The 16,287-nt window shown below is 65.1% G+C and carries 14 protein-coding genes; 8 read left to right on the top strand and 6 right to left on the bottom strand.

Annotated elements, in window-relative coordinates:
- Positions 1-50 precede the first annotated feature (50 nt).
- From ispH to AC1RPL_RS10800, 4 genes are all read left to right on the top strand, one after another.
- A complete protein-coding gene (gene ispH / locus AC1RPL_RS10815; RefSeq protein ID WP_493069311.1) occupies positions 51-1,004 on the top strand; it encodes a 4-hydroxy-3-methylbut-2-enyl diphosphate reductase in 954 nt (317 codons plus the stop codon).
- 83 nt (positions 1,005-1,087) lie between these two features.
- Positions 1,088-2,044, top strand: a complete 957-nt coding sequence (gene thrB, locus AC1RPL_RS10810) for a homoserine kinase (RefSeq protein ID WP_493069310.1) — start codon at positions 1,088-1,090, stop codon at positions 2,042-2,044.
- Positions 2,041-2,481, top strand: coding sequence for a ribonuclease HI (rnhA, locus tag AC1RPL_RS10805; RefSeq protein ID WP_493069309.1), 441 nt, complete (start codon positions 2,041-2,043; stop codon positions 2,479-2,481). Before thrB ends, rnhA begins: the two co-directional genes overlap by 4 nt.
- Positions 2,482-2,487: 6 nt before the next feature.
- Positions 2,488-3,915 carry a class I SAM-dependent methyltransferase gene (locus AC1RPL_RS10800; protein ID WP_493069308.1) on the top strand — a complete coding sequence of 476 codons (1,428 nt, stop codon included), beginning with the start codon at positions 2,488-2,490 and terminating at the stop codon, positions 3,913-3,915.
- On the opposite strand, the gene AC1RPL_RS10795 is transcribed toward AC1RPL_RS10800, so the two are convergent.
- Both AC1RPL_RS10795 and AC1RPL_RS10790 read right to left on the bottom strand, forming a co-directional pair.
- Positions 3,912-4,277: an STAS/SEC14 domain-containing protein gene (locus AC1RPL_RS10795; RefSeq protein ID WP_493069307.1), complete on the bottom strand. Its 366-nt coding sequence runs from the start codon at positions 4,275-4,277 to the stop codon at positions 3,912-3,914. The genes AC1RPL_RS10800 and AC1RPL_RS10795 overlap by 4 nt on opposite strands.
- A 41-nt stretch (positions 4,278-4,318) precedes the next feature.
- Entirely contained in the window at positions 4,319-4,729 is a 411-nt protein-coding gene (locus AC1RPL_RS10790; protein ID WP_493069306.1) for an acyl-CoA thioesterase, read from the bottom strand.
- 214 nt (positions 4,730-4,943) lie between these two features.
- On the opposite strand from AC1RPL_RS10790, the gene AC1RPL_RS10785 reads away from it, so the two are divergent.
- From AC1RPL_RS10785 to AC1RPL_RS10775, 3 genes are read left to right on the top strand one after another with little or no spacing between them, the layout of a single operon-like run.
- Positions 4,944-6,113, top strand: a complete 1,170-nt coding sequence (locus AC1RPL_RS10785; RefSeq protein WP_493069305.1) for a glycoside hydrolase family 88/105 protein — start codon at positions 4,944-4,946, stop codon at positions 6,111-6,113.
- Positions 6,114-6,121: 8 nt separating this feature from the next.
- Positions 6,122-7,063, top strand: coding sequence for a DUF4861 family protein (locus AC1RPL_RS10780; RefSeq protein ID WP_493069304.1), 942 nt, complete (start codon positions 6,122-6,124; stop codon positions 7,061-7,063).
- A gap of 37 nt (positions 7,064-7,100) precedes the next feature.
- Positions 7,101-7,703: a hypothetical protein gene (locus AC1RPL_RS10775; RefSeq protein ID WP_493069303.1), complete on the top strand. Its 603-nt coding sequence runs from the start codon at positions 7,101-7,103 to the stop codon at positions 7,701-7,703.
- Between the two features lie 37 nt (positions 7,704-7,740).
- Here AC1RPL_RS10775 and AC1RPL_RS10770 read toward each other — a convergent pair whose 3' ends face one another.
- From AC1RPL_RS10770 to AC1RPL_RS10755, 4 genes are all read right to left on the bottom strand, one after another.
- Entirely contained in the window at positions 7,741-8,844 is a 1,104-nt protein-coding gene (locus tag AC1RPL_RS10770) for an alginate lyase family protein (RefSeq protein WP_493069302.1), read from the bottom strand.
- 194 nt (positions 8,845-9,038) lie between these two features.
- Positions 9,039-11,972, bottom strand: coding sequence for a TonB-dependent receptor (locus tag AC1RPL_RS10765; protein ID WP_493069301.1), 2,934 nt, complete (start codon positions 11,970-11,972; stop codon positions 9,039-9,041).
- A gap of 108 nt (positions 11,973-12,080) precedes the next feature.
- Positions 12,081-13,961: a hypothetical protein gene (locus AC1RPL_RS10760; protein ID WP_493069300.1), complete on the bottom strand. Its 1,881-nt coding sequence runs from the start codon at positions 13,959-13,961 to the stop codon at positions 12,081-12,083.
- A gap of 70 nt (positions 13,962-14,031) precedes the next feature.
- Positions 14,032-14,802 carry a FadR/GntR family transcriptional regulator gene (locus AC1RPL_RS10755; protein WP_493069299.1) on the bottom strand — a complete coding sequence of 257 codons (771 nt, stop codon included), beginning with the start codon at positions 14,800-14,802 and terminating at the stop codon, positions 14,032-14,034.
- Positions 14,803-14,888: 86 nt separating this feature from the next.
- On the opposite strand from AC1RPL_RS10755, the gene manD reads away from it, so the two are divergent.
- Positions 14,889-16,100: a D-mannonate dehydratase ManD gene (gene manD, locus AC1RPL_RS10750; protein WP_493069298.1), complete on the top strand. Its 1,212-nt coding sequence runs from the start codon at positions 14,889-14,891 to the stop codon at positions 16,098-16,100.
- Positions 16,101-16,287: the final 187 nt, after the last annotated feature.

Raw genomic sequence — 16,287 nt, 5'->3', positions numbered from 1 at the left:
GGAACCGCGTTGAGCCCGCGCAAGCAATCGCGTAGAGCCGCGGCAGAACTATGGCCGACCAACTGAAACCTGTGCTCGAGCTGCTGATCGCAGCGCCCCGCGGCTTTTGCGCGGGAGTCGATCGCGCCATCCGCATCGTCGAACTGGCGATCGAGAAATATGGCGCGCCCGTCTATGTGCGCCACGAGATCGTCCATAACAAATATGTTGTCGATACGCTGAAGGCGAAGGGCGCGATCTTCGTCGAGGAGCTCGACCAGGTGCCCGACGACGTGCCGGTGGTGTTCTCCGCGCACGGCGTGCCCAAGGCAGTGCCGGCCAAGGCGGAGGAACGCGGGCTCGACTATCTTGACGCGACTTGCCCGCTCGTCTCCAAAGTCCACCGCCAGGCCGAGCGGCTGGTCGCCGCCGGCCGCCACATCCTGTTCATCGGCCATGCCGGCCATCCCGAGGTTATCGGCACGTTCGGCCAGGTGCCCGAAGGCGCGATGAGCCTGGTCGAGACGCCGGCCGATGCCGAACAGGTCGCTGTCTCCGATCCGGCCAATCTGGCCTTCCTGACCCAGACCACGCTTTCGGTGGACGATACCGCGGCGACGCTCGACGTGCTCAAGCGGCGCTTCCCGAGCATCCTGGCGCCGGGGCCAAACGACATCTGCTATGCCACCACCAACCGTCAGGGCGCAGTGAAGGCGATCGCGTCCTCGGTGGACCTGATGCTGGTGATCGGCAGCAGGAACTCGTCCAATTCGCTTCGGCTGGTAGAAGTCGCCGAGCGCCAGGGCATCACCGCCTATCTGATACCGCGCGCCGAGGACATTGACTGGAGCTGGTTCGACGGCGTCGCCACCGTCGGCGTTAGCGCGGGGGCCTCGGCCCCTGAGCTGCTGGTCCGCGAACTGGTCGACAAGCTGACCGAGCGCTTCGAAGTGACCGAACGCGAAGTCGAGACGGTGCCCGAGAACGTCGTCTTCAAGCTGCCGCGCGGGCTGGAAGCGGCGTAATACCGATCCCAAGCACAACTGCGGTTGTGCGGGCGGCGCGTCCGGGGGATGGGTCGCCGCGATCGAGGGGATAAGGGGGCAGCGTGGCGGTCTACACACAGGTATCGGCAGAGGCGCTGTCAGAATTCCTGGCGAAGTTCGATGTCGGCGAGCTGGTCTCGGCCAAGGGCATTGCCGAGGGCGTGGAGAATTCCAACTATCTCGTCGACACGACCAAGAGCCGTTTCATCCTGACGCTCTACGAGAAGCGCGTCGCCGCCGATGACCTGCCCTATTTCATGGCGTTGCTGGAGCATCTGGCCTACCACGGCCTGCCCGTGCCGCCGGCGGTTCCCGATCGCGACGGGACGCTGATCCACGAACTCCAGGGCCGTCCGGCCTGCTTGATCCAGTTCCTCTCGGGCGTCTCGGTCTCGCATCCTACCCCCGTGCAGGCGCGCGCCGCCGGCGAGGCACTGGGCAAGATGCACAAGGCCGCCGCCGATTTTCCTCTCGACCGCCCGAACTCAATGGGTGTGACCGAGTGGCAGCCACTGTTCGAGCGTTGCGGCCCCGGCCTGGATACCATCCAGCCCGGCCTGTACGATCGCGTGGCCAAGGCGCTCGAAACGGTACTGGCCGCCTGGCCCGGCGACCTGCCGCGCGGCGCGATCCATGCCGATCTGTTCCCCGACAACATGCTGATGCTCGGCAACCGGGTGACCGGGCTGATCGACTTCTACTTCGCCTGCACGGATATCCGAGCCTATGACCTGGCGGTGATGCACGGCGCCTGGGCGTTTGACGGCAAGGGCGAGAATTTCTCTTCTGAGGTCGGAGCGGCGCTGGTCGAAGGCTATGCCGCCAGCTTCGGATTGAGCGACGCCGAGCGCGCCGCCCTGCCCATCCTGGCCGCGGGGGCGGCGATCCGCTTCTTCCTCACCCGCGCCTGGGACTGGCTCAACACGCCTGCCGACGCGCTTGTCACCAGGAAAGACCCGCTCGCCTATATGCACCGTCTGGACTTCTACGCGGAGAAGGGCGACGCGCTCTTCGCATGAGCGAACTGGAACATGTCGAAATCGCCACCGATGGCGCGTGTAAGGGCAACCCGGGCAAGGGCGGCTGGGGCGTGGTGCTGCGCATCGGAACGACCGAGAAGGAAATGTCGGGCGGCGAGAAGCACACGACCAACAACCGCATGGAGCTGATGGCCGCGATCGAGGGACTGAAGGCGCTGAAGCGCCCGTGCCGCGTGACCCTGCACACCGACAGCCGCTATGTGATGGACGGACTGACCAAGTGGATCCATGGCTGGCTCAAGAATGGCTGGCGGACCGCCGACAAGAAGCCGGTGAAGAATGCCGATCTGTGGCAAGAGCTGCTCGACGCTGCCAAGCCGCACCGGGTGGAATGGGTGTGGGTCAAGGGCCATGCCGGCCACCCGGACAATGAGCGCGCCGACAAGCTGGCAAGCGACGCGGCGATCGGAATGTGACCGGCGGTGGCGATTGGCCTATCGAACGGGCCGCGCCTCGACACCGATAGCATGGGAAAAATCGACGTGACCGATCCGGTTTCCACTGACCACCTGGCCGATGCGCGCACAGCGCTCGCCGAAGCGATGGCCCTGCACGAACAAGGCGATCTCGAAGGCGCAGAAGCCGGATATCGTCAGGTGCTGGCGCAGGGCTATCGCGCGGCGGACGTGCTGCCGTTGCTCGCAGGCCTGCTCGGGCGCCTTTCGCGTCCGGAAGATGCCCTCGTCGCCTGGGACCAGCTTCTTGCGATCGAGCCCGATCATGCCGTGGCGCTGCATGAAAAGGGGCTGACGCTGCACTGGCTCGGCCGCACCGGCGAGGCGATCGCGGCACTCGATCGCGCCTGCAGCGTCGATCCTGACAATGCGATCGCAATCGGCAACCTGGCCGTGGTTCTGGCCGATGCCGGGCAAAACCTGGACGCGCTCCGGCAATTCCGCCGCGCGCTGGCGCTGGCGCCCGACAATCTACACCTGCGCCACCAAGTCCGCCGGCTCGGCTCGGCATCGGTGCCCTTCTGGCATATTCCGATGATGAACGATGCGCCGCGCAACGATGCGTTCGAGGCCGCGATAAAGGCCGCGATCACTGTCACCGGCCCCGATGCGCGCGTGCTCGATATCGGCGCGGGGAGCGGCCTGCTGTCGCTGATGGCTGCGCGGGCCGGGGCACGAAACGTGGTGGCGTGCGAGATGGACCCGATGATCGCCGAGATGGCGCAGCAGATCGTCGCGCAGAACGGCTATGCCGATCGCATCACCGTGCATGCCAAACCTTCGACCGAACTCGCCGTTGGCGTGGAGCTTGATGCGCCGGCCGATATCCTGGTCTCGGAAATCCTCTCGAGCGACCTGCTGACGGAGAAGGTGCTCGACACGTTCGAGGACGCCCATCGCCGGCTGCTCGCGCCCGAAGCCATCGTCATACCACGCGCGGCAAGCGCGATGGGGTGCTTGGTGGCAAGCGAGAACCTGGCCGACTATGCCTTTGTCGGCGAGGTTTCCGGGTTTGATCTTTCCGCCTTCACCGCCTTTGCACCGCAGCGCCTGCCGATCCACGGCACCATGACCGGATGGGAGCGGCTGTCAGACGATCTGGAGCTGGTACGCCTCGACCTCACGCAGCGGAAGTATGACGCGGTGCTCGCACGGCTGCGCATCCCGGTCACCGCGAGCGGGCGCGCCATTGGCATTGTCCAGTGGATGCACATCGATCTGTGGGAAGGCGTGTCGTTCGACAATCATCCCGATCGGTACACCGACGGGGGCTGGCTGCAGGTGCTGCACAGCTTTCCCGAGCCGATCGACGTGGTGGCGGGTCAGACGCTCGACATCGCGGCTGGTCATGATCGGATCACGCTGATTCTGTTGCCGCTCGCCGAGGCCTCCTAGCCCGCGGCGCCGCGCCCCAGCAGCCAGGCGAGTGCGCTCTCCGCGCGGTCGAAGATGCGGAGATAGGGCTGGGTCATCTCGCGGCTGACCTGCATTCGAGTGATCGCGCTTTCGGTCACGATCGCGATGCGGCTTGCCTTGGGGAAACCGGCGAAGTGGCGGCGGAAGGCGAACACCGCCTCCTGCGCCTGCACACCGCTGCTGCGCATGTCCATCCGCAGCAGATAGCCGGGCGCGAAACCCTCGGCATCGAACTGGTCGCGCAGCCGGCGGGCATAGTCGCCCACGCGCTCGGGCTCGAACATGGCGAGCCACTTGATATCGAGCAGATTGAGCTCTTTACGGAAGGATACGCGGTACATCGGGTCGCTTTCGCAGCCAGAAGTTAACGGTTTCTCGCCGTTCAGTCCTCGGTTTTTACGAAGAACTTGTCGATCACGTCGCGCGCCAGCCGCGCCGGGCGGAGTGTTTCGGCATCGAGGCAGCACCAGCTCGACTTGACCTCGGCCAGCACCTCGCCGCCGCGGCGGATCACCGTCTCGTAAAAGGCGCGCGCGCCCTGGACCTTCTCGAGCAGCACGGTGGCGACCACGTCGTCCTCGAGGAACGCGGGCTTGCGGTACGTGATCTCGTGCTTGAGCGCGACCCACAGGTGCTCGGCCACCGCCTCGACCGGCGCGAGCGCCTGCCAATGGGCGATCACCGCCTCCTGCACCCACTTCAGGTAGGAGGCGTTGTTCACGTGCCCCATGAAGTCGATATCGTCCTGTGCGACGTCGATCTGGAATTCATAGGGGAGCGCGGTACCGGACATGGCTGCATCATAGCGGAAACATCGTCTCCAAGCGACAAAAATCCAGGGAAAACCGCGGGTTTCGCCGGAATGGCGGTTGTCGTAACGTCAACTTGGTTCGCCCAGCCTCGTTCCAGGCAGGCGCAAATTGGCCTTACCACTTGACTTGGACACATCGGGCAAACATCGTCCGGGCAGAACCGCGATGACAGCGGTAGCAAGATGGGGAGATCCGATGAAACTGAAGCTCGCTGCCGCTTTGGCCGGAATCACATTGGTCATGAGCGCGAGCGGCATCGCTCGCCCGGTGGCGCCGGCCGATGCGTCCGCGCCTGCCCTGCCCGGCCGCGCGCAGGTGATGGCATCGATGGAGCGCGTCGCCGACTGGCAGCTCAGCCATCTCGACGACCTCAGCTACATGCCCGCCGCGCGCCAGAGCACCAAGCGCGCCCGCGACTGGCAGCAGGCGACCTTCTGGGTGGCGCTCACCCATCTCGCCGATCGTTCGAAAGGCCCGCGCTACACCGACGCGATCTTCGCCAAGGGCCGCGAGGAAGGCTGGAAGCTGGGTGACCGAGTCTATCACGCGGACGATCACATCATCGGCGCCGCCTGGATTTGGGCCGCGCGCAAGGGCGCCGGCGCACAGGCGATCGCCCCGATGCGCGCGACCTTCGATCAGATCCTCGCCGCACCGATGACCGGCGACCTGAAGTTCATCACGCCCGAGAGCGGCGATCCGGCCTGCACCACGCGCTGGTGCTGGTGCGACGCGCTGTTCATGGCGCCGCCGACGCTGTGGGCGTTGAGCAAGGACACCAAGGACGGCCGCTATGCCGGGTTCGCCGACAAGGAATATCGCGCGACCACCGATTACCTGTTCGACAGGAACGAGCATCTCTATTTCCGCGACAGCCGCTTCTTCGACCAGCGAGGGAGTCAGGGCGAGAAGCTGTTCTGGAGCCGCGGCAATGGCTGGGTGTTCTCGGGCCTTGCGCGGATGATCCCCGAGATCCCGGCCAAGGATCCGCGCCGCGCTTATTATGTCGGCCTGTTCCAGCAGATGGCGGCGAAGCTGGTGACGCTCCAGCGCGGCAATGGCTATTGGCCGCCCTCGCTGCTCGCCGATCCCAACCGCTCGACGGACGAATCCAGCGGCACCGGCTTCTACGTCCATGGCATGGCCTGGGGAATCAAGGCTGGTCTTCTCGATCGCAAGACCTATCTCCCTGCGGTTACAAGGGGTTGGGCGGCACTCGAGCGCGCCGTTCAGCCAAATGGCATGTTGGGCTGGGTACAGCAGGTGAGCGACCGGCCCGATGTGGTGAAGGCCGAGGACGCGCAATTCTACGGCACGGGCGCCTATCTGCTCGCCGGCGCCGCGGTCTATGATCTGACGAAGTAAGGAAGAACATGAAGCACGCCCTCTGGCTCCTCGCCGCACCCCTGCTGATCGCGGCCGGGCAGGACAGCGCCCCGCCCGCTCCGCTGGCGACGCTCAATGTCCGTCAGGCCGATGGCAGCTACAGACTGGTCGATCGGATCGACGTGCCCGCGAGCCACACGATCCATGACGGGCTGATCGCGATGGAAGGCCCGGGCTGGGAGAGCGACAAGGTCGCCTATCGCCTGTACCTCGACGAGCGCAACGTGCCAGATATCTACGGCAAGAAGCTCCCCGGAAACGTGCTGCCGACGATCGGCATGGGCAAGGACGACTATCATTCGATGGCAGACTGGGGGCAGGATATCTTCCAGGTCGACCAGTCGCTCGGCATGGGCGGGATCGGCGTGCTGCGGGACGGCACGGCGACCCAGCTCGGCAAGGCGAAGATCAGCGCGCGCGTGTTCAACACCGATCGTGCGGCGACGGTGCTGGTGACCAATAATGGCTTTCCCGGCGCGGGCGGCCCGGCCGATCTTTCGACCACGTACCGGATCTTCGCGGGCTCGCGGCTGACCCAGGTCGAGGCGCGCGTCTCGGGCAATGTGCCGGCAATGGTCGCGGGGCTGGTGCTGCATCAGGGCGTGACCAGGATCGAGAGCCCGAAGCGCGGCAAGTGGCGCTATTTCGCGACCTGGGGCCAGCAGAGCCTGGCGAAGGACGATCTCGGCATTGCGCTGTTCTATCCGGCGGACGAGGCGGTCGCGACGGGGAATGACGGCAAGTCGCTCTACGTGCAGTTCTGCGACCCGCGCAACATCCGCTACGCGTTCGGCGCGGCCTGGGTGCAGGAGCCGGGCGCGGCCAAGACCGAGCGCGAGTTCCGCAAATGGCTGGACGACACGGCAGCGGACCTGGCAAGCAAGCCGCTCGTGGTGAGCTCGGCGCAGAAGACCTGCCCGGTGAAATAAGAGCTTCCGGCCGGCCGATCACTGCTATGCACCCCCAATGCTCAGCCTGTTCGCGCTTACCGCCCTCGCCCTGATCTCGCCCACGCTAGATACCGACTCCACCCAGGTTCGCGAAGCCGATGCGATCGGCTGCCGGCTCTCCGTGCCGGAATATAATGGGTTCGCGCTGGCGGTGGATGGCCCGGACGGCATTGCCCGCGCCCGGCACTGGAAGGAAGTCGCGTCGCCCAACGCGTTCATGCGCGAATATCTGCTGCCGGCCGAGATCGTGGTCGCGGGCAGCTATCGCGCCCGGCGGATCGCCTTCACTGCCGACTCGATCCTGGCGATCCTCGACGTGGCGGACCCGGAGACGGTCGCGCACGGCGAGAATATCCGGAATGCGATGGACCCGGCACCGCTGATCGAGGACCTTCGTCGTGCCGGCGCGAAGAATCCCGAAGCGGAGATCAAGTTCCGCAAGTTCATGGGTGAGCGCATCGTGAAGGACGAGACCGAGCTGCCCAAGGACGGTGAAGCCTTTGGCGTGCACATGGTCGTGGCGCGCAGCATCTCCAACGTCACCACGCATCCGGGCAAGACGCTTTATGGCTGCTCCTATCGGATGGAGATGCTGGACAAGGATGGAAAGCCGCTCTGAGCGGAAGGGCCTTCCCGGTCACCCCGGGGAGGATTGATCACTTGGCCGGCTTGTTCGGCTCGCTCACGCCAGGGCCATTGCCGAAATAGCGCTTCAGCTCCGTCTCCGGCGCCAGCGGATAGTCCGCCCCCCAGGCGCCACGCGCCCGGCGCAGCAGTTCATCGAGCTCCTCCGGCTGCTGGCGCAATTCCGGCAGCGGCCAGGTTTCGACCTTGCGGTAATAGGGCTTCAGGAAATCGGTGGCGCCCTTCAGGCTCTTTCCGCCATCGGCATAATTCCAGACATCGACGCCCACGCATTTGGCCATGTCAGCCACGTCAAAGGCGGCGAATAGCGCGTAGATCGAATAATGAAGGCTGCGCGTGCGACCGAGCTCGAGCGGCAGCTTGCCCTCGGACGTGATCTGCGGCGAGATGCGCTTCTTGCCGAACGCCTCGGCCACCGCCTTGGTCATCTCGGGCCGACGGGCGAACAGCGCGAACTGCGACGTCTGCGCGTCGAACCACATGCCGTGATTGTTCTTGGCGGCATTCTCCGCCTTGCCGTTCTTGCTGGTCTGCATCCAGTCGAGATAGTCGGAGAACCACTTCTCCAGGCCCTTCTGCTCCTCGGCAGTGAGCTTGCCCGCGGGACCGATCAGCCCGATGCCGTCGACCACCCGCTCGAGCCGCGAGGTGTCGAGCACGCCCTCGGCGCGGCCCTCCTCGCGGCCGGGCACCGCCTGGGCATAGTTCATGTTCGGGTTCATCCGCGTGGCGGGCGTGAGGAACCAGGTACGCACCAGGCTCGCCGCGCGGCCGGCGTAACGGGCATTGTCGGAGAAATAATAGGCCAGGCTCAGCGTCTCGACGTCCGAGCTCATCCCCTCCAGGTCGGTGACGTCATACTTGTCGGTATTGCGGTCCGGATTGATCTCGCCGTCCTTGCGCATATACGGCACGCCGCCCGGCTTGCTGGGGTCCGGCCACCAATAAGGCGCGAGGCTGAGATAGTCGTGCGGGTCGCGCGAGGGCGGCGCGGTCCGCTTGTCGACCACCGTGTAGAGCGAGCGCGCCATCGCCTTGTCGGCGCGGGCGATCAGCGCGTCATAGGCCGCCTTGGTCCCCGGATCGGTCGCAATCGCGGCCTTGAGCCGGATCATTGCGTCCGGCGCCAAGAAAAAGGTCCTGCGTCCACCGAACGAAGCGGAATATCCTTCCGCGCCGTTGCAGACCGGCTGCTGGGTATTAAGGCCAGGGGAGGCGATCCCGGCATGGGAGGCAGCCTGCGGCGCAAGCGCCGCAGCCAGGACGAGGAGGGTGAGAGAGCTGCGGCGCATCGTGGATCCCCTTGCGATCAGTAGCGGACCCGGAAGCCGAAATAATATTGCGGCCCGCTCTCGCTGACTTCGGCGATCGAGTCATAGCCGCCCTTGTAGAACACGTCCTTGGTGTTGGTGACGTTGAGCGCCTGGAGCTTGAACTGGATGTTCTTCGTGATGTCCCACTGGGCCGACAGGTTGAGGTAGCCAGCATCCTGCACACCGCGGTTCGTGCCGCCGTTCGGCTTGTAGTAATGCGAACGGTAGCGATACATCGCGCGCAGCGAGAAACCCTTCTTCTCCCAATAGACCGTGCCGTTGGCGACGTACTTCGACAGGCCGATCAAATTTTCCGGATCGAGATAGGGCGCCAGCGTCGAGGTGTCGGGATACTGGAAGTTCGCCCAGGCCACGTTGAGCGAGCCGTTGACGCCGAACCCGCTGAGGAAGCCGGGCAGCCAGGAGAAATTGTGGCTGCCGGTGAACTCGACACCGTAGAGGTGGCGCATGTCGGGATCATTGGCCGGCGCGATCAGATTGACGTTGTAGCTCTGCTGGGTGGGCGCACCGCCATCGATCACGGTAGTGACGTTGATCGTCGTCGGAATGCCCGCCGAGCGCGAGATCACCGCGCCGCGCAGCCATTTGTAATAGCCCGCCACCGAGAAGAGCGTGTCGCGGCTCGGATAGAATTCCAGGCTCAGATCCGCGTTCCACGCGCGCATCGGCTTTAGGTCCGGATTGCCGCTGGTCGGGTTGAAGGTGACGCTGGCCGCGCCGCCGGTGCCCGTGGTCGGATTGAGGTTGATGCCCGCGCCGAAGCTCTCGATCGGCGAGCGCGACAGGGCGCGATAGCCCGCGGCGCGCAGCTTGATCTTGTCGGACAGGTTGAAGGAGACGTTCAGGCTGGGCAGCCAGTATTGATATTCGCCCTTCAGCGTGTCGGTCTGGATCGTGCCCGTCGGATCTGCGGCGACGGTGTAATTGTCCGCGGCAGTGTCGATCGTCACCTTGAACGGCAGGCGATAACCGATCGAAGTGATGTTGGTCCGCACATAGCGCAGGCCGATATTGCCGCTGAACGGTGTTTCGCCCAGGTCACCGCCGAAGCTGGCCATCGCATAGGCAGCCTTGATCTTCTCGGTCACGTCGATGTCGCTGGGGTCGCGACTTTCGGCGGGCAGTGTCAGCGAATCTTGGCCGGTGAAGGTCTTGAAAAGGCACTGATTGTCGAACGTCGCCCAGCTGTGCAGGTTGGTGTTCGTCGACGGGAAGAAGTCGGCGGTCGGATAGGAGCGACGGCACTCCGTGTTCGCCTTGGCGATGATCTGCGCCACGGTCATGCCGCCATAGGGGACCAGCGTCGCCAGATCGTTGTTGCGGTTGTTGTCGAGCGTGCGCTGGTGCTCGGAATAGCGGCCGCCGACCTTGATCGACTTGAGGAAGCTGCCGTCGGCGAAATTATACTGCCCGTCGAGCCGGCCCGCCCAGATATTGTCCTTGCGATCGGTGACGAAGCGCTGGCGGGCATAGACCGAGGTCGCTGCATTGGCCGCGAAATTGTCCGGGTTGTTGACGTCGAAGTTGAAGAAGGTGACGCGCGGGACGATCGGGCTCTCCGAATAGTCTAACTCATAGCCGACGCGCGTGGTCGAGCGCATGCGCGTCGCCTTCTGCGTTTCGGTACGGTGCGAGTCCGAGAAGCTGGCATCGCCGGTGAGGACGAAATTGCCCGGTTTCCAGGTGACGGTGGCGCCGCCGCCCTTGTAGGTCTCGTTGCGCTCGCGCAGCTCGAGCTGATTCTCGAGGTTCGAGTTGCCCGAATATTTGATCAGCGCGCCGTCGGTATAGCCATTGGTCCCGGTGCCGATGAGGATCGGCTTGATGCCGCGCAGGCTCTCGGCGATCGACAGGATGTTGCGGTCCTCGGTCGATTCGCGCTTCGACCACTGGCCATCGATCGCGATGTCGAGATTGGGCGCCGGGCGCCACTGCAGCGCACCGATCACCGCGTTGCGCAACTCGCGCGTGTTCTGCTGGCGGAAGTTGCGCGACTGGGTAGCGTAATAGGTATCGCCGATCGTCTCGCCGATGCCGGTGCGCGGCGCAGTGCCGACGGTACAGTTCGAATTGGCACCGGCAGCGTTGAGCACCGCGGCGGTGCCGGTGGTCAGCGTGCCGTTATTGGCCGACGTGTTGCACGGCACGAAGGCCGAGTTGCCGTTGTAATAATCCTCCGGCGCGGCGACGTCCTGGCGCTGATAGCCGATCGCGATGCCGAACTCGCCGATGCCGGTATGGAACTGCTTCACCAGACTGGCATTGGCGCGGTAGCCGAAGCCGTCGCGGCCGACGATGTTGTCGTCCTTGGGCAGATAGGAGCCGCGGATCTCTGCCTGGAAGCGCGATTTGCCATAGTCGAGCGGGCGCATCGAACGCAGCTCGATTACGCCGCCGATGCCGCCTTCGAGGAAATCGGCCTGTTGCGATTTGTAGACGATGACGCCGTTGACCAGCTCCGAGGGGAATTGCTGGAAAGCGACCGAGCGGTCCGCACCCGCCGTCGAGACTTCGCGGCCATTGAACATCGAGAAGCTGAGCGTCGGTCCCAGGCCGCGCACCGACAGCTCGTTGGCATTGCCCTTGAAGCGATCCGCGGAGACGCCGGTGATGCGCTCCAGCGTGTCGCCCACGCTGTTGTCCGGCAGGGCGCCGATCTCGTCATTGACGATACCATCGAGAATCACGTCGGCGTTGCGCTTCACGTCGATCGAGCTGCGCTGCTCCGCGCGGGCGCCGGTGACGATGATGGCCTGTGCGTCGTCCTGCGGCGCGGCGCCGTCAGCCGGGGCGGGATCGGGCGCGGGTTCGGCGGTCTGCGCATAGGCAGGCATCACCGCACAGGCGGATGCCAGCAACGCCAGGCGCAGCGAATTACGTCCGAAAGCGGAAAAAACGATCCCAGGCATGTACTCTCCCCGTCGATAAGCGCCCGTTTTCGGGTCAGGTCGTGTGGTAAGGCCAATTTGGCACCGGTGTCAACCCAATTGGCCAGCGCGATTTGATCGTAACAGCCGTCACTCGTAGCTGAGCGACCAGCTCAAGGTGAGCGGCGCCGCGAGGCGCTTGGCGCCGATCCGGCAGCGAATCAACGAGGCAAAGGCACCGGTGGGCGCGCGATAGGCCTTGCCCCCTGCCGGGCCAACGGTGCAGCCGTCATAGCCTTTTGCGGAGAAGCCGGTGACCTCCCCTGCCCCGAACGCCACGGCATTCGGCCCGGTATTGCGCGGATCGCCCGAGAAGCTGGCGAACTCCATCGTCACTTCGCCGAGATCCACCGGCGTGGCGGCGCGATAAATGTCGGTGCGCGTGATCTTGCCGGAGGCGAATTCGTATCGTGTGGTGACGCTGATCCTTTTGTCGACGACCAGCGCATTGCCGCCCATCCGGTCCAACGCATCCTGATGCCAGCTGACGATCGTCCGCTTGCCCTCGCGCTTCCAGGTGAGGCCGCGGAACAAGGCGAGCGGCATCAGCACGCTGCCATCGGCCAGGGCAAGGCGCGGAGTGAGCTGTGGGAAGTCCGCATCGGCCGATCCCTGCAGCATCCCCGGCGAGAAGGGGATCGGGAAATAGGGATTGTGCATGTGCTGGTCTTCGGCGCCGTTGATGATCGGCAGGCTGATGACGTGCCCGCGATCCCGCAGCGTGAGCAATGCCCGGTCATAGTCGCCGCGGGCGAACCAGGTGAACGTCGCGGCCGGCAGCGTCCTCAGCCAGGCGGCATAGGCGGGCGACGGCGCCGCGCCCTGATACCCGAGCCCGTTCCACAGCGCGTTGGTGTAGATGTACTGGCGCGCCAGGCTGAGATTCTCGCCCAGGATCCGGTGCTTGCCGCGATAGCCATCGGTGCGGCGGCCACCATCCCACAGGTTCACCGAGCCGGTGTTCGCATCGAGCCAGAAATCGGCATAGCGTGCAGCGATGCGCGACGAGAGCGCATAGGCCATGTCGCGCTCCTGCTTGCTCAGCACACCCAGCTTCGCCGCAGCGGTGAGCACTTCGAGGAAGGCGGTGTCGCCATAGGTGCCGATGCTGCGGCCATATTCCCAGCCTTCGCCGGTGAGACTGGCACGGGCGAGCATCAGTTCGGCGGACTTGCGCAGCCAGCCCTTCACCTCGGGCGTGGGCGCCATGCCGGTCTCGATGAAGCGCTGCGCGATCTCGCCGATCAGCAGGATCGAATAGCGATCGAAGCGGCCATGGCCTTCAGTCTCGTCGGCGAAGCCATATTTGCCCGAATAGGCGCGGTAATGCTCGATCATCCGCTGGAGCAGCGCCTTGGATGCCGCCTCATCCTCCCAGCCGAGCAGATAGCGCAGCCGCGCCACGCTGAAGGCGACTCCGTAATAGTTGTTGGGCAGGTCGTGGAGCAGCTTGAGTGAGGCGGGATCGACGAAGCTGCGCCAGTCGAGGCGCTGGCGAAGACGCGCCAGCGTTTCGGGTCGGACCGCGTCGTCGAGCAGCCCGGCGCGCTTCAGCGCGTAGAGCGCCGAGATGTAATAATAGATGCCCCAGGTGTCGTTGGGGTCCTCGATCGTCAGGTCGGCGATGTCGCGGTAGCCTGCGAGATAGGTGGCCAGCTTCGGATCGCCGCGGGGCGTGTCGAGCAGGAGATAGTGGAGGCCCGAAGCGATCTTGCCGGGAAGGAACTTGTCGCCGCTGTCGAACACCGGCACGCCGTCCAGCCGCATCGCCCGCTTCTCGCGCAGCAGCTGGTGGAGCAGCGCCGCGAGCTGGGGCATCAGCCGCTGCTCGATCGTCGCGTCCATCGGCGGGGCGGTGACATAGACCGGGCCGTGGGGCGCCGGGGCGGCCGGCTGGGCGATCGCTGCGGGGGTTGCGAGCAGCATGAGACTGGCGCCGCTGCCGAGCAGCGCACGCGAAGGACTGTTCAACTTGGCCTCTCCCTTTGGTCAGGCCAATTTCAACATTCAGGTAATCGGTGTCAAGCCACTCATCGCTCGATCAGGCGGAGCCGATCTTCAGCCGGCGTGCAACGCTGTCCCGGCGCGTCTCGATCTCGTTGCGGGCGCGCTCCATTGCCTCCAATTCGGTGGCTTCGAGCAGATCGTCGACCACGCCACGCAGATGGCGGCGCATCGCGTTGCGCGCCGCGTGCGGGTCATGCGCCTTGAGCGCATCGACAATCGGGCGATGCTCCTCCACCCGCGGGGTGATGCCGCCGCGCTTGGCGCGGGCGAACATGTTGGCGGCGAGCGGCGAGTTGACCCGCAGGTCCCAGAGATAATCGACGACGCTGCGAATCGCGGCATTGCCCGTGGCATTGGCGATGGCGAGGTGGAAGCGGTGATCGGCGTCCATCACCGACGGCTCATTCGAATCGTCGGCGGCCATTTCGTCCAGGAGTCCTTCCAGCTCGGCGATCTGCTCCTCGGTGATCGACACCGCGGCTAAGGCGACCGCCTCGCCTTCGAACAGGATGCGCGCCTCGGTAAGGTCGAAGGCGCCGACGTCGAAATTGAGCGCATCGGCGCGTTCGCCGCTGCCATGGTCACGCTTGGTGACATAAAGGCCCGAGCCGTGCCGCGCCTCGATCCAGCCGCGCATCTCGAGCGCGATCATCGCCTCGCGAATGGTGGGGCGGCTGACCTTATACTCTTCCGCCAGGTCGCGCTCGCCGGGGAGCCGCGAACCGGGCGACCAGCGGCCGGCCTCGATCGCCTCGGTGATCGAGGCGGCGACGCGCTGATACAGCTTGTTGCCCGTGATCTTCATTGCATCCTCGTCATACACAGTCTCGTAGGTTGACACGATAGGTCATACAAGTGGATATTGGCCTGACCACTTCCAGGGGGTTCGCTTTGCCACGTATCACTGCCGCCCGCGTCATCGTGACGCGCCCCGGCCGCAACTTCGTAACGCTGAAGATCGAGACCGACGAGGGCGTTTACGGCCTTGGCGACGCGACGCTGAATGGCCGCGAGCTGGCCGTGGCAAGCTATCTGACCGATCACGTCATCCCCTGCCTGATCGGCCGCGACGCGCACAGCATCGAGGATATCTGGCAATATCTCTACAAGGGCGCGTATTGGCGTCGCGGCCCGGTCACCATGACGGCGATCGCCGCGGTCGACATGGCGCTGTGGGACATCAAGGGCAAGCTGGCCAACATGCCGGTCTACCAGCTGCTCGGCGGCGCGGCGCGCGAGGGCTGCATGGTCTATGGCCACGCCAATGGCAGCGATATCAGCGAGACGATCGAGCGCGCCCAGGAATATCTCGAGCGGGGCTACAAGGCCGTCCGCCTCCAGTCCGGCGTGCCGGGCATGAAGACCACGTACGGCGTGTCGGGCGAGCGCTTCTATTACGAGCCGGCCAAGGGCTCGCTGCCCGAGGAATCGCAGTGGAGCACGGCGAAATACCTGCGCTTCGTGCCCGAGCTGTTCGACAAGGCGCGCGACGCGCTGGGCTGGGACATCCATCTGCTCCACGACGTCCACCACCGCCTCACCCCGATCGAGGCGGGCCGGCTGGGCAAGGACCTGGAGCCCTATCGCCTGTTCTGGCTCGAGGACGCGACCCCGGCCGAGAACCAGGCCGCGTTCCGGCTGATCCGCCAGCACACCACCACCCCGCTGGCGGTGGGCGAGATCTTCAATTCGATCTGGGATGCCAAGCAGCTGATCGAGGAGCAGCTGATCGACTATATCCGCGCGACCGTGGTGCATGCCGGCGGCATCACCCATCTGCGCCGGGTGGCGATGCTCGCCGACCTCTACCAGATCCGCACCGGCTGCCACGGCGCGACCGACCTGTCGCCTGTGTCGATGGCGGCGGCACTGAACTTCGGCCTGTCGATTCCCAATTTCGGCATCCAGGAATATATGCGCCATTCGGAGGAGACCGACGCGGTCTTCCCGCATGCCTACAGCCTCACCAACGGGCTGATGCACCCGGGCGACAAGCCGGGGCTGGGCGTGGACATCGACGAGGTGCTGGCGGCCAAATACGAGTATAAGCGCGCCTATCTGCCGGTGAACCGGCTCGAGGACGGGACGATGTTCAACTGGTGAGCCGCGCAGCGCCCGAGAAAGGCTTCCTACAGGCCGCTTTCGGGCGACTCGCCAAAGTACACGAAGGACACGCAAAGAGCCGGTTTTCGCGGCGATTAAGTTGACAACATTCCCGCAAGCGCGCCGCATCTCGCAACATCCTTGCGTGCGCGCGATCCTATCTTTCCAACAAGGCAAAGAGCGGCCG

This window comes from Sphingomonas sp. GW821-FHT12D09, from assembly GCF_058807215.1.
The sequence above is the reverse complement of the archived record's forward strand: the minus strand, read 5'-3'. Positions and strand labels throughout refer to the sequence as shown.

Coding starts and splice junctions, on each gene's coding strand:
- AC1RPL_RS10780 (WP_493069304.1), top strand. CDS start 6,122: ATGAAGCACGCCCTCTGGCTCCTCGCCGCACCCCTGCTGATCGCGGCC.
- AC1RPL_RS10795 (WP_493069307.1), bottom strand. CDS start 4,277: ATGTACCGCGTATCCTTCCGTAAAGAGCTCAATCTGCTCGATATCAAG.
- rnhA (WP_493069309.1), top strand. CDS start 2,041: ATGAGCGAACTGGAACATGTCGAAATCGCCACCGATGGCGCGTGTAAG.
- AC1RPL_RS10755 (WP_493069299.1), bottom strand. CDS start 14,802: ATGAAGATCACGGGCAACAAGCTGTATCAGCGCGTCGCCGCCTCGATC.
- AC1RPL_RS10765 (WP_493069301.1), bottom strand. CDS start 11,972: ATGCCTGGGATCGTTTTTTCCGCTTTCGGACGTAATTCGCTGCGCCTG.
- AC1RPL_RS10785 (WP_493069305.1), top strand. CDS start 4,944: ATGAAACTGAAGCTCGCTGCCGCTTTGGCCGGAATCACATTGGTCATG.
- AC1RPL_RS10770 (WP_493069302.1), bottom strand. CDS start 8,844: ATGATCCGGCTCAAGGCCGCGATTGCGACCGATCCGGGGACCAAGGCG.
- AC1RPL_RS10790 (WP_493069306.1), bottom strand. CDS start 4,729: ATGTCCGGTACCGCGCTCCCCTATGAATTCCAGATCGACGTCGCACAG.
- AC1RPL_RS10775 (WP_493069303.1), top strand. CDS start 7,101: ATGCTCAGCCTGTTCGCGCTTACCGCCCTCGCCCTGATCTCGCCCACG.
- ispH (WP_493069311.1), top strand. CDS start 51: ATGGCCGACCAACTGAAACCTGTGCTCGAGCTGCTGATCGCAGCGCCC.